Below are 22599 nucleotides of genomic sequence, written 5' to 3'. Positions count from 1 at the left end.
AAGCGACGCTTGGAGGCGATGCCGGAGGGGAGCAGGGGCGGGCTGAAGGCAGGCCCTGACGGGCCTGCTTTTCATGCGGTCACGATCACATGTCCGTCAAGTGCTTGTCGGCGGTGGGATCTTCGGGGTGCGTGATCGCGGCGGCGCGCTGCTTGTCCTGCAGGCGACCGATCGCGCTGTCGAGGGCGCGCGCCAGCTTGCCGCCGGCGTTGTTGATGGCCTGGTGCAGGTCGGTGGCGTGCTCATGGATGACGATCGGCGCGACGCCCGCCAGGCGTGCTTCGAGCATGCACGAATTGCCGCCGTCCGCTTTCTTCTCCTTGTTCTCATTGCTCAGGTGAACGTCAACGCGGTTGACCTGGTCGCCGAAACGGCCGATGGAGGAGCGCACGACCTCCTGGACGTGCTCGTCCAGGCCTTGATGCTTGGTGATGGTGTTGTCGGTATTTACGTTGATCTGCATGGATGGCTCCTGTAGTCGTTACGGCTTCATCTTACACCCGCCGGGATTTTTACCGCGTCCATCTGGATTGACGTGATGGCAATGCCAGTCTGGTATCACTATTACTGAATTTTCATATCGAAATTATCTGTCGTTTTGTAGGGAAATTCTTCCTAGAATTCGCGCCGAGTTCGTGCCGGCGATGTGCGGCCGGACCGCGTCGATCGACAAGGTCATCGCCCTGCAGAGCCGGCGCAACGATGACCAGGAGCGCGGACGGACCGCCTAAGCAGGCGCGCACTGCGCTGTTCGGCATAGGCGGCGTCGCCCTGCTGGCCACGGTCGCGGTCGCGCGGGTGATCACGCGCTCGATCGCCTTTCCGCTGAACCACGCGGTGGAACCGGCGCGCACCGTCGCCGCAGGCAGCCTGACGTGCTTACCCGCGCTCCTTGTCGTGGTGCGGGAAGCGGTCCATCCTCGACAGCACCGGGAACAGCACCGCCCACAGCCCGGTGACCACCAACGTGGCCACGCCGCCCAGCAGGATGGCGCGGGTCAGGCCCAGCCAGCCGGCGGTGACGCCGGACTCGAATTCCCCCAGCTCGTTCGAGGCGCCGATGAACACCGAATTCACGGCGCTGACCCGGCCGCGGATCTCGTCCGGGGTCTCGTACTGCACCAGCAGGTGGCGGATGTAGACGCTGACCATGTCGCCTGCGCCGAGCAGGAACAGGGCGGCCAGGGCGACCGGGAAACTGTCGGTCAGGCCGAGCAGGATCACGCAAACGCCGTACAGCGCGACCCCGCCGAACATCCAGGCCCCGACCCGGCGCGTGATCGGGAACATCGCGAGCGTGATCGAGCACAGGGCGGCGCCGACGCCGGGCGCGGTGCGCAGGAAACCGAGGCCGGTGGGCCCGGTGGCCAGGATGTCGTGGGCGTAGGCCGGCAACAGGGCGGTGGCGCCGCCGAACAGCACCGCGAACAGGTCGAGCGAGATCGCGCCCAGCACGATCGGGCGCGAGCGCACGAAGCGCAGGCCCTCGAGCAGGGTGTGCCAGCTGACCGGCGCCCGGTTGATGATCTGCTGGATGCTGCGTGTGTTCGACATCAGGAGCACCGCCAGCGCCAGCAGGCTGGCGGACGTCATGTGCACGACCTGCGCGCCGAACACGTACAGCAGGCCGCCGACGATCGGCCCCAGGATCATCGCCACGTGCATGGTCGACGATCCGAGCGCCACCGCCTGGCCGAATTCGCGGTCGGGCACCAGGTTCTTGAGCACCGCCTGCGAGGCCGGCATCATGAAGGCGCGCGCGCTGCCGAACACCACCAGGATCGCAAAGACCGGCCATACGACCGTGCTGCCGCTGGCGGTGAAGGCGATCAGGAGCGCGCTGCACAGCAGTTGCACCGCCATGCAGGCCATGACGATCAGGCGCCGGTTGTAACGGTCGGCCACGTGGCCGGCCCACAGGATGAACAGCAGGAACGGCGCGAACTGCGCCAGGCCGATCAGGCCGAGGTCGAACAGGCTGCCGGTGATCTGGTACACCTGCCAGCCGATCGCCACGCTCTGCATCTGGACGGCGAAGGTGGCGAGAAAGCGCGCCGAGAGATAGAAGGCAAGATTGCGGTTGCGCAGGACGCCGAGGCGGCCGGAGGGGGAGATCAGAGACATGTGTAGGGTCGGCGGATTTCCGCCGACGCGGTGATGGTTGGCGGCGCCGATTGTCGGGCGCGATGATCTTGCCGCTACCGATCAACGCGTCGGCGGCAGAGCCGCCAACCCTACGGCTAACCGGCGGCGAGGTCCGCTTCGGTCGTGAACGAATCGGCAAAGAACTCGTCTTCGGGCAGGCCGCACAAGGCCGTGTAGTCGCGGCGCGCCGAATCGACCATGACCGGGGCGCCGCAGGCGTAGACCTGGTGCCCCGACAAGTCGATGATGTCCTGCATCACGGCCGAGTGCACGAAGCCGGTGCGGCCCGTCCAGCCATCCTCGGGCAGCGCGTCCGAGATCACCGGCACGTAGGTGAAGTCGGGCAGCGTGGTTTCCCAGGCGCGGCACAGCTCGTCCATGTACAGGTCTCGCGGACGGCGGCCGCCCCAGTACAGGCGCACGGGGCGGGTGGACTTCAGGTGCATCAGGTGCTCGACCAGGGCCTTGACCGGGGCGAAGCCGGTGCCCGAGGCCAGCAGCACGATCGGCTTGTCGGAGTCTTCGCGCAGGAAGAAGGTGCCGAGCGGGCCCTCGAAGCGCAGGATGTCGCGTTCCTTCATGGCGCTGAACACGTGGTCGGTGAACAGGCCGCCGGGCAGGTGCCGGATGTGCAGCTCGAGCGGGCCTTCGAACGACGGCGCGTTGGCGATCGAGTAGGCGCGGCGCTTGCCGTCCTTGAGCAGGAATTCGATGTACTGGCCGGCGCGGTAGGCCAGCAGCTCGTTGGCCGGCAGTTGCAGGTTGACGATCGCGACGTCGGGCGCGGCGCGGCGGATGGCGGCGATCCGGGTCGGCATCTTGCGCAGCGGATAGTCCGAGCTGCCGCCCACTTCGCGCGCCTCGATCACCAGGTCGCCGCTCGGCACGGCGCAGCAGAACAGCGACATGCCGGCGGTCTTCTCGATGTCGGACAGCGCGCGCTGCTGGTGCGGCTTGTGTTCCACCGCGCCATCGAGCACCTTGCCCTTGCACGAGCCGCAGGCGCCATTCTTGCAGCCGTAGGGCAGGCCGATGCCGGCGCGAATGGCCGCGGAAAGGACGGTTTCATCGGCTTCGCAGGTGAACTGGCTGCCGCTGGGCTGGACGGTGATCTGGAAGGTCATGCGATTCGGAGGTCGGCGCGCCAGGTAAGGCGCAAGTGGTTGATCCAATGGCGGTTTTGTCGCAACTGGGCGCTATTCTACACCGGCCCCGGTTTTGCCGGGCGCGGGCGACCCCGGCCCGGCGCTGCCGCTATGCTACAGTGCCGCGGTCCGCCTCCATCGCCCCCGAATCATGCCAGATCGTTCCTCCTTCGCCCGTCCCCGCCTGCTCATCGTCGGCTGCGGCGACGTCGGCACGCGCCTGCTGCCGCTGCTGGCCGCGAAATACCGGGTGTTCGCCCTGACCAGCCAGCCCGAGCGCCGCGCCGAGCTGCGCGCGCTGGGCGCGGTGCCGGTGGTGGCGGACCTGGACCGTCCCGCGACCCTGAAGCGCCTGCGGCGGCTGGCGCCGTGGGTGCTGCACCTGGCGCCGCCGCAGCCGGATGGCGAGCACGATCGGCGCACGCGCCACCTGGCGGCGGCGCTGGGCAAGGTGGAGCGCATGGTATATGTGAGCACGAGCGGCGTGTACGGCGATTGCGGCGGCGCGCTGGTTCATGAACACCGCCCGGTAGCGCCGCGCAACGCGCGCGCGCGGCGCCGCGTGGACGCCGAACGCATCCTGCGCGCCTGGGCCGTGGCCACCGGCGCGTCGCTGTCGATCCTGCGGGTGCCGGGCATCTATGCCGACGACCGCCTGCCGCTGCGCCGGCTGGAGCAGGGCACGCCGGCGCTGCGCCGTGAAGACGACGTCTACACCAGCCACGTGCACGCCGACGACCTGGCGCGCATCGTGCTGGCCAGCCTGCAGCGCGGACGGCCCGGGCGCGTGGTGCACGCGGTGGACCGCACGCGCATGAAGATGGCCGATTATTTCGATGCGGTAGCCGACGCCTTCGGCATGAACCGCCCGCCACGCCTGGCGCGCACCGAACTGCAAGGCGCGGTGTCGCCGATGCTGCTGTCCTTCATGTCCGAATCGCGGCAACTGGACGACACGCGCCTGAGTCGCGAACTGCGGGTGCGTCTGCGCCATCCCGACGTCGCCACGACGCTGGCGCGGCTGCGCCGGACCTCATGACGCCGTTGGGCTGAGTTGATTGAACTCAGGCGGCGTGCGCGGCCTTGCCTGGCGCTGCGCACCATGCGCTGTCGCCGGCCCGGGCGGCCTGCTTGCCCGGCGCTGCGCACCAGGCGCTGTCGCCAGCTTGGGCGGCCTGCTTGCCCGGCGCTGCGCACCAGGTGCTGACGCCAGCTTGGGCGGCCTGCTTGCCCGGCGCTGCGCACCAGGCGCTGTCGCCGGCTTGGGCGGCCTGCTTGCCTGGCGCTGCGCACCATGCGCTGTCGCCGACCCGGGCGGCCTGCTTGCCCGGCGCTGCGCACCATGCGCTGTCGCCGGCTTGGGCGGCCTGCTTGCCCGGAGCTGCGCACCATGCGCTGTCGCCGGCTTGGGCTACCTGCTTGCCCGGAGCTGCGCACCAGGCGCTGTCGCCGGCTTGGGCTACCTGCTTGCCCGGCGCTGCGCACCAGGCGGCATCGCCCTTGATGACCACGCCGAATTCGGCTTCGTAGATTTCACGCATGCGCTCGCCGGCGCGTTCGCGTTCGTCTTCATCTGCGCCGGCGCCCATGCCGACGTAAGGGTAATGATGGAGGAAGAAGCCAAACGTCGCTTCACAGTCGCGAGCGTACTTCATCGTGTCGAGAATGTGGTAGTGCCAGAACGTGTCGACGTCGACTGTGGGCGAGGCGCCGTCCTCCGGGTACTTTTTCATCAGGAACAAGAAGCGCCGGTATTCGGCCTCGACCGCGTTGGCACGGCGTTCGGACCAGCCTTCTCCCGATTCCGCATGCATCAGCTTCATTTTGATGGGTGTCAGGTCAAGAGCCTCGAACACTGAGAATTCGGTATTGGTCGACATCGTTATCACCTCGTTAATTTGTCATGGCGCTGCATGATTCTTGCCCGGCATGGGGGGCGTACGATGGAAGCTGGTCTTACCAGATCGCATCATGGCCCTCTGGCCGAAATTGCTTCTGTCACGTTGTATTGACGCATGACATCGATAAAAATTTTCATGCGGATACTCATTACAAACGTTGAGCTTGATCAAACTGCGGCGTAATCAGGGGATTTGTTGCAATGCGGCGTAATGACAGCGTGCCGCGTTATGCAGCCACCGCCACCGTTGACAGCGGCCGCCCATGCATCGCATCGTCGTCGCCGAACATGGGCGTGACCGGAATCGACACCACCACTGTGGTGCCGGCGTCCAGGCCGCTGCTGATCGAGAACGAGCCGCCGAGGATGCCGACCCGCTCCTCGATCCCGACCAGGCCGAACGAGCCGTGGCGGTTGCGGCTTCCCGGCTGCATGCCGACGCCGTTGTCGCGGATCGTCATGGTCAGCATGTCTGCCTGCTGCTGCAAGGCGATCCTGACTCTGGTCGCGCGCGCATGGCGCGCCACGTTGTTGAGGGATTCCTGCAGGATGCGGAAGAAGGCGGTGGCGCTGTGGTCGTCGATGCGGTGCTCGCCGTCGTCGTCGACCAGCTCGCACTCGATGCCGGTGCGGCGCGCGAAATCGGCCACCTGCCAGTCGACCGCCGCCGACAGGCCCAGGTCCAGCACGTTGGGACGCAGGTCGTTGATGATCTGGCGCACGCTGCGGATGGTGACGTCGATCTGGCGCACGGTAGCTTCGGCGCGTGCGTGCAGGCGCCGGTGGCCGCTGCGGGTTCGGTTGGCCAGCAGCTCGGCCTCGATCTTCAGCGCCAGCAGGTTTTGCGCCAGGTCGTCGTGGATCTCGCGCGCGATGCGCTTGCGCTCGCCTTCCTTTGATCTGCTCGGCGTGCGCCGCCAGCAGGCGCAGCTTTTCGTGGCTGGCCTGCAGCTTGGCCTGGCTCGCGCGCAGCTCGCGCGTCATTTCCTCGGCCATGCGCAGGGCGTTGCGGCGCGACGAGGCCAGGGTCTGGAACAGTGCGTAGAGCAGGGCGGTGCTGATGCCCGCGGCGAACGCGGCCAGCCACGGGTAGTACAGATCGAAGCGCGTGTACAGCACCGATTTCGGGATGCTGAAGTCGGCGCGCCAGATGCGTTGGTTGAATTCGATCGGCAGGCTGGTCGCGAACACGCTGTCGTCGTCCAACGGTGGCGCCGGGTTGGGGTGCGCGGTGCTGGCCAGGCTGTCGTACAGCAGGGCGCGTGGCGGCGTCTCTCCGGGCTCGGGCGTCACCGTGGTCAGCTCGGTCAGGATCAGGCGCGCGCCCCGGATCGGAAATTCGTCGAGTACCCCGCCCACCAGGCGCGCCACGCCGAAACCGATGCCGACCGAACCGATATAGGCCAGGCGCCGCCCCTCCACCGTGTCGATCGGCATGCCGCTGCGGTATACCGGCAGGCGCAGGGCCAAACCGTTCTGGTTGGGACCCGAAAATAGTTCGATGCGGGTGCCCGAGGCGCTCGGCAAACCGGAATCGCGCGCGCTGGCCAGCACGCGCCGGATCGTGCCGCGTGCTTCCAGGTCCATGCCCAGCTTGGTGAGCGAGAGCGGCAGCAGGGGTTCGATATAGACCAGCACCGTATAGGTATTGCGGTCGGGCTGGGCCGTCAGCGGCTCGTAGTGCACGCCGCGCCGCGCCAGGCGTGCGCGCAGCTCTTCGTTCAGCGCCGGCAGGGCTGGCGCGTGGACGGTGCGCGCGTAATTGATGACTTCGATACCCGGGAAGTTGCGCTTGATGTCCAGATGCTCCACGTACTGGCGAAACTGGTCGGCAGTGGTGTCGGGAGCTGCACGGAACAGTCCCGCAGCGCCGCGCAATACATCGCCATAACTCTTGATGCGGGCGTCGATCGTGTATTGAGAGGCGCGCGCCATGCTGCGAAAACGCGCGTGGGCATCGCTCTCGATCGCCTCGGACGTGGCAAAGTGGGCGGCGGCGCCGAACGCCAGCGACAGCAGCAACCCCCTCACAAGGGTTACCGGCGCGAACATCCCGGGAGATCGATCTGAAGGCATGCGGTGGTCTCGAAAATGCGGGGTGACGGGCATCCGCGCCTGGCGTCAACACCTACGATCAATACGCTAAGCAATGTCTGGTGACACAGTAGCTATCAGGTTTACTAGGTTTTTGCAAAAACACGACGTCTGGCGATGCAGGCCGCGGACGTGGGTCGCAGGTTGCAGGAGATCGCAGTTTCCCGGAAAAAAGCGCCGCGGCCATGGGCCGCAGCGCCTTCGGGCTGGCAAATAGACAGCGGTAATCAGTTGAAGCTCAGGCCATGATTGCTGGCGTTGCTGGCCGTCTTGCCTTTCAGATTTACCGTGAAATGGTCGCTCGGCTTGGCCGAACCCAGGTAGCCAGGTGCGAGGCTGCGGCCGTGGCGCCGCTCGTGGCGCCCGCCGCGGCGCAGTCAGTGGCGCCGGTCAGGCGCAAGCGCGTCAAGGGTAGGCAGGCGAGGGGTAGGCAGGCGAGGGGTAGGCAGGTCAGGCGGCAGGTGGGAGCAAGTGCATGTCGACATGCGAGTAGGCGACATGCGCGTAAGCGATGCATGGCGGGCGTGAGCACGGCGCGGGGAGGCCGCATGGCGCGCCATGCCACCACGAGCAACACAGCGCACGCTTGCCAGGCGCTCCCGGCCCGCCTCCCGCCTACCGGGAGAGCTGCTTAATACAGGGCAATGCTGCCCTCGGCCAGGACGCTGCCGCCATCGCCGGCGCCATTCCCGGAAACAGTATCGCGACCGGTCGTGCCGGCCGGGGCCGCGCGCACCTGTCCATTGCCGGCCCGGCTGTTATCGTAGGCGACGATTTCCTTGCCCGTCGCCGGGTCGAGACGCCAGATCTTGAGGCTGATACGGCCCGGTTGGCCGCCGGCGGCGTTCGATGCGGTGGTGGCCAGCGTGAACCGGTAGCCGCCCTTGCCATTGAGTGCGCCGCTGCCTTCGAACCGGCCCTGGGCGCCTTGTGCCGCGATCCGCCTGAGGTCCTTGCTCACGAAGTCCAGGTCGCCGGCATCGAAATGCAGCGCGCCCGGCGTCACTTGCTGGAAGGCGGCCGCGCTTGGCGGCTGGGCGTCGAGCGCCGGCGCGATGAAGCTGAAGCGCGCCTTGCCCGTGTGGCGCCGAGGCGCCTTGCTCGCCGCCAGCGGCGAGATGAAGGCGCCGGCGCCGGCCGCCATCCCCTTGCCGGGCTGGTAGGCGACGACCTGGCGGCTGACGTCAACGCTGGCGCCGGCGCCGTCGACGACCTTCGCCGTGATCGTGTAGATGCCGGGACGGGTATAGCTGTGGGTGGCGCTGGCGCCGGCGCCGTTCGCGGCCGGCATGCTCGCCGTGCGCGTGGCATTGCCGTCGCCCCAGTGCCAGTTGATGCCATAGCGCGCGGACGAACGTTCGTCGGCGACGCCGACCGATGCCGTCAACGGCGCGCCCACCGCCACCATGTCGCTCGCCACGATCGGGCCGACGCTATGCGGACAGCCGCAGGGCGACTTGCTCACTGGCTTGAGCAGCACCAGGCCGGTGTTGCCCACGGCGACGATGGAGCCGTTGTCGGAGATGCCCAGGGCGACTTCCAGCACGATGCCCGGTGGCGCGTGTTTCAGGCGCGTGTTCAGGTCGACCATGCCTTCCTTGGCGGTCCAGACATAGGCATGGACCGGCCCGGCGCCGGTCTGGGCGCTGCCGACCACTTGCCCCTTGTTGTTGGCGCCGCGCCCGGACGAGATGGTGCCGCCGAGCGTGCCCAGGTCGACCAGGCCGCCGGTCTGGGTCCAGGTCATGGCGCGCGACCCGATGATCGGGTCGCCGATCTGGCCGGTGATGCGCCCGCCGGAAGTCATGCCGAAGACCTCGGTGCGCACGGCGGGCGGGGCGATGTCCACCATGCCGGTGCCGAAGGTCCAGACGTAGCCGCGCCAGTCTTCGCCGTCGACGTGGTAGTTGCCGGCCACCTGGCCGAAGGCGCTGATCCCGACCGGGGTCGAATCGTTGCTGGCGTTGGTGTGGATGTCGATCATGCCGGTGCCGAAGGTCCAGAGGAAGGCATGGTAGTCGTTCCCGAACGCCCAGGAGTCGCCGACGATGATGCCGGCGTCGTTGATCGCCCGCGGGTAGGACGATTCGGCGGCTCCCGGCGCCAGCACGCCGAGGTCGGTGATGCCGCCCAGTGCGCTCCAGCGGAAGCCGCGGTTGAAGCCGGTGGCGGTATTGTGGGCGATCGCCGTAATCACGCCTTTGTTGTTGATGACCGGTTCGAGGGCTTCGTCGGCGCCGGGCAGGGTGCCGATGTCGGTGATGCCGCCCGAACTGCTCCAGATGAACGTGCGGGTGTCGCCGGCCGGGTTGGTCGAAACGCCGACGACCCTGCCCGAATTGGTGAGCCCGGTAGCGCGGGCGAAGTCGCCCGGCCCGTCGAGGCTGCCGACATTCTGCGAGCTGCTGCCATTGTAGAAATAGGCATTGATGGGGGCGCTGAAGATATCGGGCGTGAGCGAGTAGGCGACCTGGCCGCTGGCATTGATCGAGGCCGAAATGGCTTCGCCGGCGGCGAGGTTGATCACACGGTAGACGGTCTTGCCGGCGGCTGGGTGATGCGGCTTTTTGGCCGCTTCCGGGCCTGGCGGCTGTTGCGCCGAGGCCGTGCCGGCGAATACCAGCGAGCACAGCAGATAAGACAGGGTCCGGGGGGCAGCGCAGCGACCTGCGCCGGTGTGGTTGCGTACGTGCATGATGCCTCCGCTGGAAGAGATGGGCTCTGGTGATGAAGGCGTCGGCATCGCGCGCGGCGCATGTCGGACACCCGGCGCCATCCATCATCGGGGACGCTGCGGGGCGCAGCATGAGGACGGTCATGCGGACCTCCCGTGCACGGATGATGCAGGTCGAAACAGCCGTGCCGGAATTGATCGGGACGCAAAAAAAAATCCCGCCGCGGCGATGCCGGGACGGGATCTTCGTCAGGACACTGGAACTTAGAACCTATCCCGGTAGGTGAGAGTCGTTCCTGCCGCGCCTGACAAGCGTGCGCTGCGTTGCTCGTCGTTGCATGGCTCGCCATGCGGCCTCCTCGCGCCTTGCTCACGCTCGCCATGCATCGGCATGAACTTCCTCCCACCTACCGGGATAGGTTCTTACTTGCCCCAGCTATCCTTCAAGGTAGTCACGCGATTGAACACCGGCTTGCCCGGCTGCGAATCCACGCGGTCCGCCACGAAATAGCCATGACGCTCGAACTGGAAGCGCTGGTCGGCCACGGCGTCCTGCATGCCCGGCTCGAGGTAGGCGGTCACGGTTTCCAGGGCGTTCGGATTGAGCGCCGACTTGAAGTCCTTGCCGCCGGCGTCCGGCTGTGGGTCGAGGAACAGGCGGTCGTACAAGCGCACCTCTGCGGCCAGGGCGCTCGCCGCGCTGACCCAGGTGATATTGCCCTTGACCTTGTAGTTGTCGGCGCCCGGCGTGCCCGACTTCGAATCCTCGAAGTACTTCACGTGCACCGCGGTCACGTTACCGTCTGCATCCTTGTCGTAGCCGGTGCACTCGACGACGTAGCCGTATTTCAGGCGCACGCGGCTGCCCGGCTGGTCGCCGCTGGGCGGGGTGAAGCGGAAGTAACCCTTGGTCGGGTTTTCCATGAAGTCTTCCTGCTCGATCCACAGCTCGCGCGTGAACGGGAAGGTGCGCTTGCCCATTTCCGGGTGGTGCGGGTGGACCGGCGACGAGCATTCCACCGACTCGCCTTCCGGGAAGTTGTCGACGATCAGCTTCAATGGACGCAGCACGGCGATGGCGCGCGGCGCCTTCGGGTCCAGGTCGTCGCGCAGCGCGCCTTCCAGGATGCTCATGTCGATCCAGCCGTCGGCCTTCGACACGCCGATGCGCTCGCAGAACAGCTGGATCGATTCCGGCGTGTAGCCGCGGCGGCGCAGGCCGACGATGGTCGGCATGCGCGGGTCGTCCCAGCCGGTCACGGTGCCGTCGTCGACCAGCGCGCGCAGCTTGCGCTTGGAGGTGACGACATAGGTCAGGTTCAGGCGCGCGAATTCGTACTGGCGCGGCACCGGCTTCTTGAAGAAACCGCCTTCGGCCAGGGTTCCGACCAGCCAGTCGTAGAACGGGCGGTGGTCCTGGAATTCCAGGGTGCACAGCGAGTGCGTGATGTTCTCGATCGCATCCGAGATCGGGTGCGTGTAGTCGTACATCGGGTAGATGCACCAGGCGTCGCCCGTGCGGTGGTGGTGCGCATGGCGGATGCGGTACAGGGCCGGGTCGCGGTTGGTCATGACCGGGGACGACATCGCATCCTCGCTCATCTTGGCGCGCAGGATGTGTTCGCCATCCTTGTACTTGCCGGCACGCATGTCGCGGAACAGCTGCAGCGATTCGGCCGGCGGGCGGTCGCGGAACGGCGAATTGGTGCCCGGGGTACCGAAATTGCCGCGGTTCCTTGCCATGTCTTCGGCGCTCTGGCTGTCGACGTAGGCGTAGCCTTTCTCGATCAGGTACTCGGCCATCTTGTACAGCTGCTCGAAGTAGTCGCTGGCGTAGTACAGGTGTTCCTGGCCCTCGCGCTCCCACGAGAAGCCGAGCCACTTGACGCTGTCCATGATGGTGTCGACGTATTCCTGGTCTTCCTTCTCCGGATTGGTGTCGTCGAAGCGCAGGTGGCAGAGGCCCGCGTAGTCGCGCGCCAGGCCGAAGTTCAGGCAGATCGATTTCGCGTGGCCGATGTGCAGGTAGCCGTTCGGCTCCGGCGGGAAGCGGGTGATCACGGAGGGCAAACCATCGCGCCGATGGGTGCCTGCGGCCAGGTCCGATTCGACGATCGCACGGACGAAGTTCGACGACGGTGCATTGACCGGCGCCGGGGTATTCTTGTCGTTGCTCATGAAATAGTTCTGGAAGGGTAAGTTGGGGGGCATTTTACCGTACCCGGACGCGGCTGAGGTTGCCCGCGTCGCAAGGCGGACATCGGCTATCGCGCCACGTCGGGCCTTTTCTATAGGATAATCTCTATTTGCGCGTCTTTAAGATAGTTGCCGGGAGAGTTACTGTTGGAAAATTTATATGCGATCCTCGGTGTCGCGCCGAATGCCAGCGACGACGAGATCAAGAAAGTCTACCGTTCGCTGGCCATGCGCTACCACCCGGACCGTAACCAGGCGCCGGGCGCGGAAGCGCGTTTCAAGGCCGTTACCAAGGCCTACGAGATCCTCTCGGACCGCGCCAAGCGCGAGGAATACAACCAGAGCGTGAACCACCGCATCGTGCTGGACGCCGAGGCCGAGGCGTTCGAGCTGTGGCGCTCGCTGTTCGCGCTCAACGGCGTGAACCTGCCGGCGCACTGACCCGGCCCTGCGCTTCACCCGGCGGCAACGCACCGGACGCGGCCTTCGCCGCGCCCCATCAACAGGATAGAACATGAAGAACGTACATCCCGAATTCTCCTTCCAGTCGCGTGAGCTGGAAGGCCAGATCGAGGGCACCCTGGGCGACCCGCCCAACCGCAAGAACTACGACATGATGGTCAATGCGCTGGTGGCCGAATACGCCGACGGCGGCGGCATCGACGACGTCAACATGATGGCGTTCGCGCTGGTCGACAAGATCCGCTTCCTGGACCCGAAGGGCCTGTTGCGCGAAGCGGCCGACTATGCCGACGGCGATCCTGCGCGCGTGTTCGCGATGGCCGAGTGCAGCGGCGAGGACGGCCGCGCCATGTATGAAGGCATGACCGCCAGCTATCCGGAACTGGCGCGCCAGGCCATCATCACCGCCTTCCTGTTCAAGAACCAGAACCGCTGGGACGACGAAGACCAGTCGCTCGAGCAGCTCGGCCGCGACGACGACGGCGACGACGACGACGAGGAAGACAGCCCCGCCACCGACGACTTCACCCAGCTGTTCGACGAAGGAGAGCGCGATGAGCGATGACACCGACAAGACCAACCTGCCGGCCCTGGTCAGCCAGGTCGGCGAACTGGTGCTGGCCGGCTCGCTGGACCACGCCGAAGAGGTGTTCTCCAGGGCCGCCGACGAGCACGGCGACTATGCCGTGGCCCAGGTCCTGACCGAACTGCCGCCGCAAGTGACCGCGCTGCACCTGTCGGGCTTCGATGGCGCCAAGACCTCGCTGGCGACCATGCTGGTGCCGCCCAAGGCCTGGGCCGACAGCCTGGCCTTCATCGCCGCCACCTGGCCCGACAACCTGATCGAGGACGATCCCGAGCGCATCGCCGAGAACCTGTTCAACCACGTGCATGGCGTGGTCTATGCCCAGGACGACGAGGAGCGCCGCAACGAGCTGCTCGAGGCGGCGTCCGCCACCGACCATGGCGCGACCGTGTTCGCCATCCTGTGGTCGCTGGCGCCGAAGGAAATCCTGGAAGTGGCGGGCGAGATCCTGTCGAAAGGCCGCTACGTCAGCGGCCAGACCAGCGCCGACAGCGACATCGTGCCGCTGGCGGTCGACCTGGCCAAGGCCACCGAGGACGGCTGGGAGCGTTCGCTGCTCGAACTGTTCCCCGAATTCCGCCACAGCGCCGAGATGGCCGAGATCTCTCTGCCCGACGATCCGGACGAAGAGTCCGAGTTCATGCAGCGCTCGACCCGCGACCTGCTGCTGCGCCTGCGCAAGCAGGTGCCGTCGGTGCGCAGCATGGCGCGCCGCAGCCCGCGCCGCAGCATGGGCACGGACATCTTCTCGTGACGGGAGCCGCCAGCCACATGTTGCCAGCCATCGTCATCGAACAACCGCCGCGCCTGATCCGCGCGATCAGGCTGCTGCCGGGCGAAGCCACGCCCGACGAGGCGGCAATCCTGGCCGACGAGCTGTCCGGGATCACCGCCATGGTGGCCGAGAAATTCACCAACGACCGTACCGCCGAAGGAATTCAGCGTGCGCTCCTGTTGAGCATCGGCTGTGTGTCGCTGGGTCTCGAACACCTGATCCAGAGCGAGGACGAGGGCGACCTGGACGCGCTCGACATCCTGGTGGCCGAGGGCGCCGAACACGCCTTCCAGGCGGGGTTCCGCATGATCCGCGAGCTGGCCGCGCTGCCCGAGGACAGCCTGGTGAGCGAGTACGACAACGATCCGGTCTACGCCCAGCGGCGCCTGAAGGAGTTGTTCGTCGACATCTGCACCGCCGATCCCGGCGAATCGTGGTCGGGCTACGAGCGCTTCCTGGGCCAGGTCCGGCAGCGCCAGCAGGTCCAGGCGACCGTCAAGGCCGCCGAGTGGCTGCGCAAGAACCACTACGAGGGCCCGGTCAAGGACCCGGACCTGAACTCGGAGGGCGTGATCGCGCTGGCCATCATCTTCGCGGTCGAGGGCGGCGCGCGCATCACGGCGCGCACCGGCCAGAGCGAGTTCGAGCGCTTCGTGAAGGCGGTGCGCAAGCATCGGCCGGACTTCGAACAGGGCTGGGCCGAGTTCCTGGCGCGCATCCCGGCGGCCCACCAGGCCATCGTGGCCGAGCGCATCGACATCTACCGCAAGCATTGCACGGTGCTGGAGCAGCTCGGGACGAGCGCGACCATCGGCCAGCTGATGACCGAGCTGGAGAACTACGCCGGCTCCGAAGTGGATCCGGAATACCCTTGAGCATGAGTAGCCCGGCATGAACAAGCCCGGCGCACGCATCGCCGCCGGCAGCCCCGCTTTCCGGCGCATCAACCGCGCGATGGCGTTCGGGGGCTTTTCCATCTTCGCCTTGCTGTACTGCGTGCAGCCGCTGATGCCGCTGCTGGGCCGCGACTTCCGGCTGTCGCCGGCCGAGAGCAGCCTGGTGCTGTCGGTGTCCACCGCCACCCTGGCGCTGGCGCTGCTGGGTTCTTCCAGCGTGGCCGAGCGCTTCGGCCGCAAGACGGTGATGGTGGCCTCGATGATCAGCGGTGCGGTGCTGACCCTGGCCTGCGCCTTCGCCACCAGCTACCCGCAACTGGTCGCCGTGCGCGGCCTGATGGGCCTGATGCTGGGCGGCTTGCCGGCCGTGGCCATGGCCTACCTGAGCGACGAGATCGAGCCGACCTCGCTCGGCCTGTCGATGGGCATGTACATCAGCGGCAGCGCCTTCGGCGGCATGAGCGGGCGGGTGATCTCGGCCTTCATCAGCGATGTCGCCTCCTGGCGCGTAGCGGTCGGGCTGCTCGGCGCGGCCGGACTGTACGCCGCCTGGGAATTCTCGCGCAGCCTGCCACCGTCGCGCCATGGCGGCGCGCGGCCGGCGCGCGGGCCCGGCTTCGTCGAGGGCCTGCGCATCCATCTGCGCGACCCGGGCCTGCCGTGGCTGTTCGCGCTGCCTTTCCTGCTGATGGGGACGTTCGTCAGCCTGTACAACTACATCGGCTACCGCCTCCTGGCGCCGCCGTTCGGGTTGCGCCAGAGCGCGGTCGGGCTGCTGTCGCTGCTCTACCTGCTGGGCATCTTCAGTTCGATGTGGGCCGGCAAGCTGGGCGACCGCCTGGGCCGGCGCAACGTGCTGTGGCTGCTGATGGGGGTGATGATCGCTGGCTTGCTGGTGACCCTGGTCGATTCGGTCGTCGCCGTGGTGCTGGGCGTGGGCGTGGCCACCTTCGGCTTCTTCGCCGCCCATTCGGTGACCAGCAGCTGGGTCGGCCGGCGCGCGCAGCCGCCGCAGGCGCTGGCCTCGGGCATCTACCTGTTCTTCTATTATCTCGGCTCGAGCGTGGTGGGGTGGTTCACCGGCTATGTGTACGAGCACTGGGCCTGGCCCGGGGTGGTGGCGCTATTGGGCGCGATCCTGGGCATCGGCCTCTTGATCGCGCTGCGCCTGCGCACGCTGGCGCCGGTACCCGTCCACCCTGCGCCATGATGTGGGCAACTCGGTGGGCAGCTCGGCGGGCGCCTCGGCGGCGCGGCTCAGTTCGGAAAGCGGTTGTTGCGCGGCAGCGGCAGGATCGCTTCGGACACCGCCTGTTCCGGCGTGATCCGCCGGCACAGCTCGGGCCGCTGTAACACGCGCTCGATCACGGCCGCGGGAACGCTCTTGTGTTCCATGTAACGCCGCGCCTGGGTGCCATCGCGCACTGCCAGGATGTTCAGGCCGCGCGCCACGGCGTTCGCGGTGGCTTCATCATTGCGTCGTTGCCGCACTTGCACCTCACCATGCCTTCGAATCATCGACTGTCGAGTACGCAGGCGCTCCTGGCATCGGCATGTCCCGGATGATACCCCGCCTGGCAGGCGATTCGCCAGCCTGGGCCGAAAAATGCGCGCCCATGTGACGACGCCACGCTAGGCGTGGCGTCGGCTGGCGCTGCGCTGGCGACGATCAGCGGCGCGCCGCGCGATTCACCGGGGGGCGCCCGGCGCCAGCGGTCTTGCCGAGATGACGGAAGGTGATGCGGCCCTTGCTCAGGTCGTAGGGCGACAGTTCCAGGCTGACCTGGTCGCCGGCGATGATGCGGATGTGGTTCTTGCGCATCTTGCCGGAAGTGTAGGCGATCAGCTTGTGGCCGTTGTCGCAATCGACGCGATAGCGCGAATCCGGCAGCACTTCAGAGACGACGCCATTCAGTTCGATCAGTTCTTCTTTTGCCATGATGGGCTCCTGTAGGTTGGAAATGCGAATATTGGGCCGGCCTGGCGCGAGGCGCCGGGGCTGGCGGGTAAGGCGGCCTGCAAGCAGGCGATGTCAGGATGAACGTGGCGGCGCAGCGCGGACGCTTCGCCGGGAATGACAAGGCCCGCGCGTGGCAGGCTTGATGTTCGGTGACTGGCAGGTACTGCGTTTGCGGATACTTCGTTCGGTGCGGCGCCTGTCATCCGCAAGCATGCCGCGTCATAGGCTGCGCCATGGGCGCAAGGTCGTCCGCATGCACACGATATGGGGACAGGGTCGTGAATTACCAAGGGCAATCTTCGTGTACGCCAATCGCGGATGCTGCCTGGCACGAGCGATTGAATGATGCCGCAAAACCGGTAGTGTAACATGATCGGCGCTGTGCCGTTCATGCTCCAGCGCAATACAAAGATGGTTCATTCACCATTCCGGCCCCGCTGCAGGGCGTTTTTTCCCGGTCGCTTGACGGCCCCGGCGCTGGCGACGGCGGGGCGGCGACTGGTCACGACCGTGCAAATGTGCAAGCCTGCGTCACCTGTCCAACTATAATTGCCGTTCAGCGAGGGCCCATGGGGCCCGGACCATCAACCCGCGAACGGCCCGTCGTGACGACTGCACCCGACCACTTCGACTATGAAGCGCACCTCGCCGCCTGCGCACGCGGCGACCGGCAGGCCTTGCGTCGCCTGTATGACCGCGAAAGTCCGCGCCTGCTGGGCGTGGCCCTGCGCATCGTGCGCGAGCGCCAGGCGGCCGAGGACGTGCTGCACGACGCTTTCGTGAGCATCTGGACCCGCGCCGCCGGCTTCGACGCCACGCGCGGCTCGGGGCGCGGCTGGATGTACACCGTGGTGCGCCACGCGGCGCTCGATGCGGTGCGCGACGGCGCGCGCGAGGTGCACGTCGACGAAGCGGCGCTCGACGCCCTCGGCGGCGAAGCCTTCGATCCCGGCATCCAGGAAGCCTTCGAGCTGCGCCAGGACATGGGCCGCCTGCACGACTGCCTAAACCGGCTCGATGTCGCCAAGCGCAACAGCATCCTGCATGCGTATGTCGATGGCTTCTCGCACAGCGAGATCGCCGAACGCCTCAAGTCGCCGCTGGGGACCGTGAAGGCCTGGATCAAGCGCGGCCTGAGCGCGCTGCGGGAGTGCATGGTATGAATCCGGTCCGCGACCCCTACGAGCTGGCCGGCGAATACGTGCTGGGCACGCTGTCGCGCGAACGGCGCCGCGAAGTCGATGCCATGCTGCCGCAGGACGCCACGCTGCGCGCCGCCGTCGCCTATTGGGAAGAGCGGCTGCTGCCCTTGAGCGCGCTGGTCGAGCCGGTGGCGCCACCTCCCGCCCTGTGGCCGCGCATCGAGCGCAGCCTGGCGCCGGTCGCCGCACCCGCGCCCGTTCGCGCGGGGTGGTGGGAGCGCCTGGGCCTGTGGCGCGCCCTGGCCGCCGGCGGCTTCGCGGCCGCCGCGATCATGGCGGCCGTGGTCGGCGTGCGCCAGTTCGAGGTGGCGCAGCCGCGCTATATGGTGGTGCTGGCCGCGCCGCAGAACGCGGGGCCGGGCTGGGTGCTGGAGCTGGTGGCCGACGACACGCTGCGCCTGCGACCGCTGGTCACGACCGCGGTCCCGGCCGACCGCGCGCTGCAGCTGTGGACCAAGGCCGACGACTGGTCAGGTCCGGTGTCGCTGGGCCTGGTCAAGCCGGGCGAGGCGGTCGAGGTCAAGCTCGCCAACCTGCCGAAGGTGGTGCCGAACCAGCTGTTCGAAATCACGCTGGAACCGGCCGCCGGATCACCGATCGGCCGTCCGACCGGGCCCATACTCTACATCGGGCGCGCGGTCAGGATATAAAAGAAGAAGGGCGGGTGGCGGCCAGGACAAGACCATGCGGCCGCCACCCGGCTTCCATCAGCGCAGCCAGATCGCGATATCGCGCACGCCTGGCCCGCCGCTGCCGATCACCGACGTCGCCGGCGTCGCCGCGCCATTGACCGGGGTGGCCGCGCCGCTCGTCAGATTGACCCGGTACAGCGTGCTCGGGCCACCGGCCGTGGTGCGCAGCGCCGCCAGCACCAGGCCGTTCGCGCCGCCGCCGATGTCCATCGCGCCAGCGCCCGCCACCGTCACGCCCAGGGGGCCGACGTCGACCAGCGTGCCGTCGTTCGGCGGATTCTGCAGCGCCAGCACCGAACTCGCGCCGTCGACGTCGAACAGCTGGGTCGAGGCCGCGTTCGGGATGCTGTTGGTGTAGGCGGCGGCCACGACGCGTGGCGCCACGCCGGCGCGGTTGATGTTGCCGTCGGTGGTGGTGGCGCCGGTGTCGACATTGATACGCAGGCTCTGGCCGCTGTCGCTGATCACGCGCAGGCGGTCGGCGGCCGGGTTGAAGTCGACCGCGAACGCGGCGCCCTGCATGGCGGTGTACGGCGCGGTCGTGTCGGCGGCGTCGGCGGCGAGCGTCGCCTTGACGGTGGCGGCGCCGGTGGCCGGGTCGATGGTGACCAGGCGCGCAGCGCTCGTCAGGCCGTACAGCATGCCGTCCTTCGGCCGCACGTCGATGCCGGCCAGGGTTTCGCCTCCCGCCAGGCCGCTGATGGCGACGCTGGTGTCGATGGTGCCGGGCGAACCGACCTTGAAGCCCAGCAGGCGATTGTCGTCCGCCAGGCCCAGGACCACCGGCGCCGCGGCGCCGCGCAGCGCGATCCCGCGGATGTCTTCGGTCACGCCGAGCGCGCCGATCAGGTTGGCCGGGGCGCTGGTGGCTGCCAGGTTCACGCCATACAGGTTGCGCGCGCCGCCAACGGTGGCGACCATGTATCCCATATTCGTGCGCGCATCGATGTCGAAGCCGTTCGCGGCGCCGATGGCGACGCCCAGCGGGACCGGCATGGCCAGGGCGCCGTCGTTCGGCGGGTTCTGGACGTACAAGGTCGCATTGGCGCTGTCGATGCCGTATAGCGTGGTCGATCCGGTGCCGGCGAACGAGTTGGTATAGGCCGAGGCCGAGATCGCGGTATTGGCCGCGCCGCCGTTGATGCTGCCGTCGGTGGTCGTGGCGCCGGTATCGACATTGATGCGCAGGCTCTGGCCGCTATCGCTGACGATGCGCAGGCGGTCGGCCATCGGGTTGAAATCGACGCCAAAACTCGCGCCGGCCAGTGCGGTGAACGGCGCGCTGGTATCGGCGGCGTCGGCGGCGAGGCGCGACTTGCTGGTGGCGGCGCCGGTGGCGGCGTCCAGCGTGTACAGGCGGCCGGTCGAGCCGACGCCATACAGCAGGCCGTCGGCCGGGCGCACGTCGATGCCGACCAGGTTTTCGCCGCTCTGCAGGCCGGTCACGAGCACGTTGCTGCGGATGGTGCCCGGCGTGGCGCGATCGAACGACACCAGGCGGTTGCTGGCGGTCAGGGCGACCACGTCGCCGACGGTGGCGGCGGGCGGCGGTGGGGTGGTGATCGGCGGCTTGGCGTGATCGTCGCTGCTGCTGCCGCAGGCGGCCAGGGCGAAGGCGATCGACGAAACGAGAACGAGCTTGGTGAAGTGCGGTTGGGTCATGATGTGTCCTCAGTAAGAATTGCTTGTTTGAATTCGTTGGGGGCGCATCGCGGCCTGGACGGCTGCAATGTTGGCGCTGGTACTACGCGCCAGATGCAGGAATGGATGCAGCTTGTGAAAAAATATTTTCATGATGTCCAAATGTGCATTTATGCAACGTAAATATCTAATGGACAATTGGCTGCAACCGTCATAGGCTGGCTTTCTTTCATTGCAGGAACAGAGATGAAGACCCTGAGTCGGACGATCGCTGGCGTCGCGCTATGTCTGGGCGCGAGCCTGGCGCAGGCGGCAGTTTTCAAGACTTGCGACGATGCCGCGAGCGATCCGGCCCTGGGCGGCAGCCTGTGCGCGCTCGAGCAAATGCCGGGCGATCCGTCCGGACTGGCTGGCGGCCCCGCGGCGTCGGTCTCGCCGCCGGTCTCGTTATTCGTGCGCAAGTTCCCGGCGCAGGGCGCATCGCGCGGTCAGGTCTGGTTGGTCGCCGGCGGCCCCGGCGAATCCGGCGCCTCGTTCTACGGCATGCTGCCGACCTTGCGCCGCGCCTTCCCCGGCTTCGATCTGGTGATGCCGGACCATCGCGGCACCGGTTTCTCGACCCGGATGTGCCCGGCCGAGGAAGCGCCGGGCTCGCCCGGCGGCGCCGCACTGGAGGGCGCCGAGTGGGGCGCCTGCTTCGGGTACCTGAACCGGCATCCCGCCTACACGCGACAGTTCTCGCTGACGAATGCCGCCCACGACCTCAAATTGCTGCTGGAGCGCACGCCGCGTCACGGCAAGACCTATCTGTATGGCGTTTCGTACGGCACCCAACTGGTGCTGCGCACGGTGGCGCTGGGCGCCGCGGTCGATGGCCTGGTGCTCGATTCGCTGGTGCCGCTGCAGGACGACCCCACGGCCGACCTGAGCCGCCGCTCGCTGGTGACCGATGCAGTCGGACGCGCATTGCTGGCCGACTGCGACCAGGGGCGATGCGGCCGCCGCATCGGCGAGCCGCTCGAGCCGCTCTACCGGCGGGTGCTGGCGCGCGCCGGGAGCGAGTCGACGCTCCTGGCCAATGTGCCAGGAAAGGACCTGAAGCGTTTCCTGGGCGGCCTGCTCGATTTTCCGGATGCCGCGAGCCGCATCCCGGACATCGTCAAGGAGCTCGACGCCGGCCAGGACGCGCAGTTGAAGGCGGCGCTGGCCGAGGTGCGGCGCAAGGCCGCGAGCCTCGGGACTTTTCCGCAACTGCCGCCGTCGATGCCTCTCGTGATCCTCATCAGCGGGTCTGAGAACAATCTGCAGCCAGGACGCACCATGGAGGCAGTAAAGCAGGAAGAAGCCGGCCTGTTGTTTTCGAGCGGCATCCCGGGCCACCTGGTCGGCGCTCCGATTCCTTTTTATGCACGCGACGCCTGGTTTGCGCGCCTGCCCGAGCGCCTGCCGCCGACGCTGGTGATCCACGGCCGCCGCGATGCGAAGACGCCGTATGGCGCCGCCGTGCGCCATATCGAGGCGCTGCGCAAGGCCGGGCCGGTTCAGCTATTTACCGACGAGCACGGCGGGCATTTCGTGCTCTGGGCCGACCGTACATGCGGCGCGGCCGAGGTCATGCAGTTTGTGCTGGGCGAGGATGCACCGACGCCCTGTGTGCCGGTCACCTCTAGCCCTTGACCCGCGCTGACGCGGTTATCTGCCGCGGCCGGCCGGGCGACGACGGCGGTAGCAGTCGGGACATGGCCGGGACCCTGTGCGCGGCGCTGGAATGAGACGGCTTGAATGCCGGCCGGAACGCACCGCCATTGTCCCGTGGAACAGATGAAATCGATGCTTGATAAACCACGAATGCATCCTAAGCTGAAAGGCTCCAGTGGTTTTTTTCACATCTTTTTCAGGAGGGCATCATGCTGCAAACCGCCGAAATCCAGCAACGCTTCAAGAACGTCCAGCAAGTGGTGAACCAGGCCGAACAGGTCTGCCAGAGCGACCAGAGCGTTCCCAGCGAAATCCGCGACTGCATCCACAAGATCGCCGAGGAAGCCGGGCGCGTGCAAAGCGTCATGCAGTCGAACGACCAGTCGAGCATGATCCAGGCCATCGACGATCTGGAAGCCATGGGCGACGAGGCCAAGCGCGTCTGCACCTCGACCCGTCCGTCACCACAAGTGCAATCCGTCATCGTGCGCGTGCACGACGAGCTGTCGAACCTGAAGCACCAGCTGCATTGA

23 protein-coding genes and 1 pseudogene are annotated in these 22599 nt (G+C 67.3%); 13 read left to right on the top strand and 11 right to left on the bottom strand.

Annotated features, from left to right (window positions below):
• Positions 1 to 85: 85 nt before the first annotated feature.
• From ABIB38_RS15915 to ABIB38_RS15905, 3 genes are all read right to left on the bottom strand, one after another.
• Positions 86 to 463 (bottom strand): HPF/RaiA family ribosome-associated protein, encoded by a 378-nt coding sequence (locus ABIB38_RS15915; RefSeq protein WP_429205257.1) that lies wholly within the window; start codon positions 461 to 463, stop codon positions 86 to 88.
• 416 nt (positions 464 to 879) lie between these two features.
• On the bottom strand, positions 880 to 2124 hold the full coding sequence (locus tag ABIB38_RS15910; RefSeq protein WP_429205256.1) for an MFS transporter: 1245 nt from the start codon (positions 2122 to 2124) through the stop codon (positions 880 to 882).
• Between the two features lie 116 nt (positions 2125 to 2240).
• Positions 2241 to 3269 (bottom strand): CDP-6-deoxy-delta-3,4-glucoseen reductase, encoded by a 1029-nt coding sequence (locus ABIB38_RS15905; RefSeq protein WP_429205254.1) that lies wholly within the window; start codon positions 3267 to 3269, stop codon positions 2241 to 2243.
• Positions 3270 to 3441: 172 nt separating this feature from the next.
• Here ABIB38_RS15905 and ABIB38_RS15900 point away from each other — a divergent pair, with 172 nt between their 5' ends.
• A complete protein-coding gene (locus ABIB38_RS15900) occupies positions 3442 to 4329 on the top strand; it encodes an NAD-dependent epimerase/dehydratase family protein (RefSeq protein WP_429205253.1) in 888 nt (295 codons plus the stop codon).
• A 25-nt stretch (positions 4330 to 4354) separates the two neighbouring features.
• On the opposite strand, the gene ABIB38_RS15895 is transcribed toward ABIB38_RS15900, so the two are convergent.
• Positions 4355 to 5170 (bottom strand): glycine-rich domain-containing protein-like, encoded by an 816-nt coding sequence (locus tag ABIB38_RS15895; protein WP_429205251.1) that lies wholly within the window; start codon positions 5168 to 5170, stop codon positions 4355 to 4357.
• A gap of 247 nt (positions 5171 to 5417) precedes the next feature.
• Entirely contained in the window at positions 5418 to 6020 is a 603-nt protein-coding gene (locus tag ABIB38_RS15890) for a sensor histidine kinase (RefSeq protein ID WP_429205300.1), read from the bottom strand.
• Here ABIB38_RS15890 and ABIB38_RS15885 point away from each other — a divergent pair.
• Both ABIB38_RS15885 and ABIB38_RS15880 read left to right on the top strand, forming a co-directional pair.
• Positions 5961 to 6089, top strand: coding sequence for a hypothetical protein (locus tag ABIB38_RS15885; RefSeq protein WP_429205305.1), 129 nt, complete (start codon positions 5961 to 5963; stop codon positions 6087 to 6089). The two genes, ABIB38_RS15890 and ABIB38_RS15885, sit on opposite strands and share 60 nt — an antisense overlap.
• Positions 6064 to 6687: a hypothetical protein gene (locus ABIB38_RS15880; protein WP_429205303.1), complete on the top strand. Its 624-nt coding sequence runs from the start codon at positions 6064 to 6066 to the stop codon at positions 6685 to 6687. Before ABIB38_RS15885 ends, ABIB38_RS15880 begins: the two co-directional genes overlap by 26 nt.
• On the opposite strand, the pseudogene ABIB38_RS15875 reads toward ABIB38_RS15880, so the two are convergent.
• Positions 6589 to 6987, bottom strand: a pseudogene (locus tag ABIB38_RS15875) (CHASE domain-containing protein); the annotation flags it as partial. The gene ABIB38_RS15880 and the pseudogene ABIB38_RS15875 sit on opposite strands and share 99 nt — an antisense overlap.
• Here ABIB38_RS15875 and ABIB38_RS15870 point away from each other — a divergent pair.
• Positions 6871 to 7260 carry a hypothetical protein gene (locus tag ABIB38_RS15870; RefSeq protein ID WP_429205302.1) on the top strand — a complete coding sequence of 130 codons (390 nt, stop codon included), beginning with the start codon at positions 6871 to 6873 and terminating at the stop codon, positions 7258 to 7260. The pseudogene ABIB38_RS15875 and the gene ABIB38_RS15870 overlap by 117 nt on opposite strands.
• A gap of 655 nt (positions 7261 to 7915) precedes the next feature.
• Here ABIB38_RS15870 and ABIB38_RS15865 read toward each other — a convergent pair.
• Together ABIB38_RS15865 and ABIB38_RS15860 are read right to left on the bottom strand one after the other, a co-directional pair.
• The gene (locus tag ABIB38_RS15865; protein WP_429205250.1) at positions 7916 to 9979 is read right to left on the bottom strand and encodes a PKD domain-containing protein; all 2064 of its coding nucleotides are present in this window, start codon (positions 9977 to 9979) and stop codon (positions 7916 to 7918) included.
• A 402-nt stretch (positions 9980 to 10381) separates the two neighbouring features.
• On the bottom strand, positions 10382 to 12136 hold the full coding sequence (locus ABIB38_RS15860) for a glutamine--tRNA ligase/YqeY domain fusion protein (RefSeq protein ID WP_429205248.1): 1755 nt from the start codon (positions 12134 to 12136) through the stop codon (positions 10382 to 10384).
• Between the two features lie 165 nt (positions 12137 to 12301).
• On the opposite strand from ABIB38_RS15860, the gene ABIB38_RS15855 reads away from it, so the two are divergent.
• The 5 genes from ABIB38_RS15855 to ABIB38_RS15835 all read left to right on the top strand — a co-directional run bounded on the left by ABIB38_RS15855 (position 12302) and on the right by ABIB38_RS15835 (position 16083).
• Positions 12302 to 12595, top strand: coding sequence for a DnaJ domain-containing protein (locus ABIB38_RS15855; RefSeq protein ID WP_429205247.1), 294 nt, complete (start codon positions 12302 to 12304; stop codon positions 12593 to 12595).
• Between the two features lie 73 nt (positions 12596 to 12668).
• Positions 12669 to 13181, top strand: a complete 513-nt coding sequence (locus tag ABIB38_RS15850) for a hypothetical protein (protein ID WP_429205245.1) — start codon at positions 12669 to 12671, stop codon at positions 13179 to 13181.
• A complete protein-coding gene (locus ABIB38_RS15845; protein ID WP_429205244.1) occupies positions 13171 to 13956 on the top strand; it encodes a hypothetical protein in 786 nt (261 codons plus the stop codon). The genes ABIB38_RS15850 and ABIB38_RS15845 overlap by 11 nt, the downstream gene beginning before the upstream one ends.
• 17 nt (positions 13957 to 13973) lie before the next feature.
• Positions 13974 to 14852, top strand: a complete 879-nt coding sequence (locus ABIB38_RS15840; RefSeq protein WP_429205242.1) for a hypothetical protein — start codon at positions 13974 to 13976, stop codon at positions 14850 to 14852.
• Between the two features lie 16 nt (positions 14853 to 14868).
• Entirely contained in the window at positions 14869 to 16083 is a 1215-nt protein-coding gene (locus ABIB38_RS15835) for an MFS transporter (RefSeq protein ID WP_429205240.1), read from the top strand.
• Positions 16084 to 16130: 47 nt separating this feature from the next.
• Here ABIB38_RS15835 and ABIB38_RS15830 read toward each other — a convergent pair whose 3' ends face one another.
• Both ABIB38_RS15830 and infA read right to left on the bottom strand, forming a co-directional pair.
• Entirely contained in the window at positions 16131 to 16364 is a 234-nt protein-coding gene (locus tag ABIB38_RS15830; protein ID WP_429205239.1) for a hypothetical protein, read from the bottom strand.
• A 178-nt stretch (positions 16365 to 16542) separates the two neighbouring features.
• Positions 16543 to 16812: a translation initiation factor IF-1 gene (gene infA / locus ABIB38_RS15825; protein WP_429205238.1), complete on the bottom strand. Its 270-nt coding sequence runs from the start codon at positions 16810 to 16812 to the stop codon at positions 16543 to 16545.
• Between the two features lie 590 nt (positions 16813 to 17402).
• Between infA and ABIB38_RS15820 the strand changes: the two genes are divergently transcribed.
• Together ABIB38_RS15820 and ABIB38_RS15815 are read left to right on the top strand one after the other, a co-directional pair.
• Positions 17403 to 17996, top strand: a complete 594-nt coding sequence (locus tag ABIB38_RS15820) for a sigma-70 family RNA polymerase sigma factor (protein WP_429205236.1) — start codon at positions 17403 to 17405, stop codon at positions 17994 to 17996.
• Positions 17993 to 18685, top strand: a complete 693-nt coding sequence (locus tag ABIB38_RS15815; protein ID WP_429205234.1) for an anti-sigma factor — start codon at positions 17993 to 17995, stop codon at positions 18683 to 18685. Before ABIB38_RS15820 ends, ABIB38_RS15815 begins: the two co-directional genes overlap by 4 nt.
• Before the next feature lie 57 nt (positions 18686 to 18742).
• Here the strand turns inward: ABIB38_RS15815 and ABIB38_RS15810 are convergent, their stop codons facing one another.
• A complete protein-coding gene (locus ABIB38_RS15810; RefSeq protein ID WP_429205233.1) occupies positions 18743 to 20389 on the bottom strand; it encodes a DUF4394 domain-containing protein in 1647 nt (548 codons plus the stop codon).
• Between the two features lie 225 nt (positions 20390 to 20614).
• Here ABIB38_RS15810 and ABIB38_RS15805 point away from each other — a divergent pair, with 225 nt between their 5' ends.
• On the top strand, positions 20615 to 22045 hold the full coding sequence (locus ABIB38_RS15805; protein WP_429205232.1) for an alpha/beta fold hydrolase: 1431 nt from the start codon (positions 20615 to 20617) through the stop codon (positions 22043 to 22045).
• Positions 22046 to 22275: 230 nt separating this feature from the next.
• Positions 22276 to 22599: a hypothetical protein gene (locus ABIB38_RS15800; protein WP_429205231.1), complete on the top strand. Its 324-nt coding sequence runs from the start codon at positions 22276 to 22278 to the stop codon at positions 22597 to 22599.

Origin of the sequence: Massilia sp. UYP11, assembly GCF_050434805.1 — a bacterium.
In the GTDB taxonomy this organism is placed as follows: domain Bacteria; phylum Pseudomonadota; class Gammaproteobacteria; order Burkholderiales; family Burkholderiaceae_D; genus Telluria.
The sequence above is the reverse complement of the archived record's forward strand: the minus strand, read 5'-3'. Positions and strand labels throughout refer to the sequence as shown.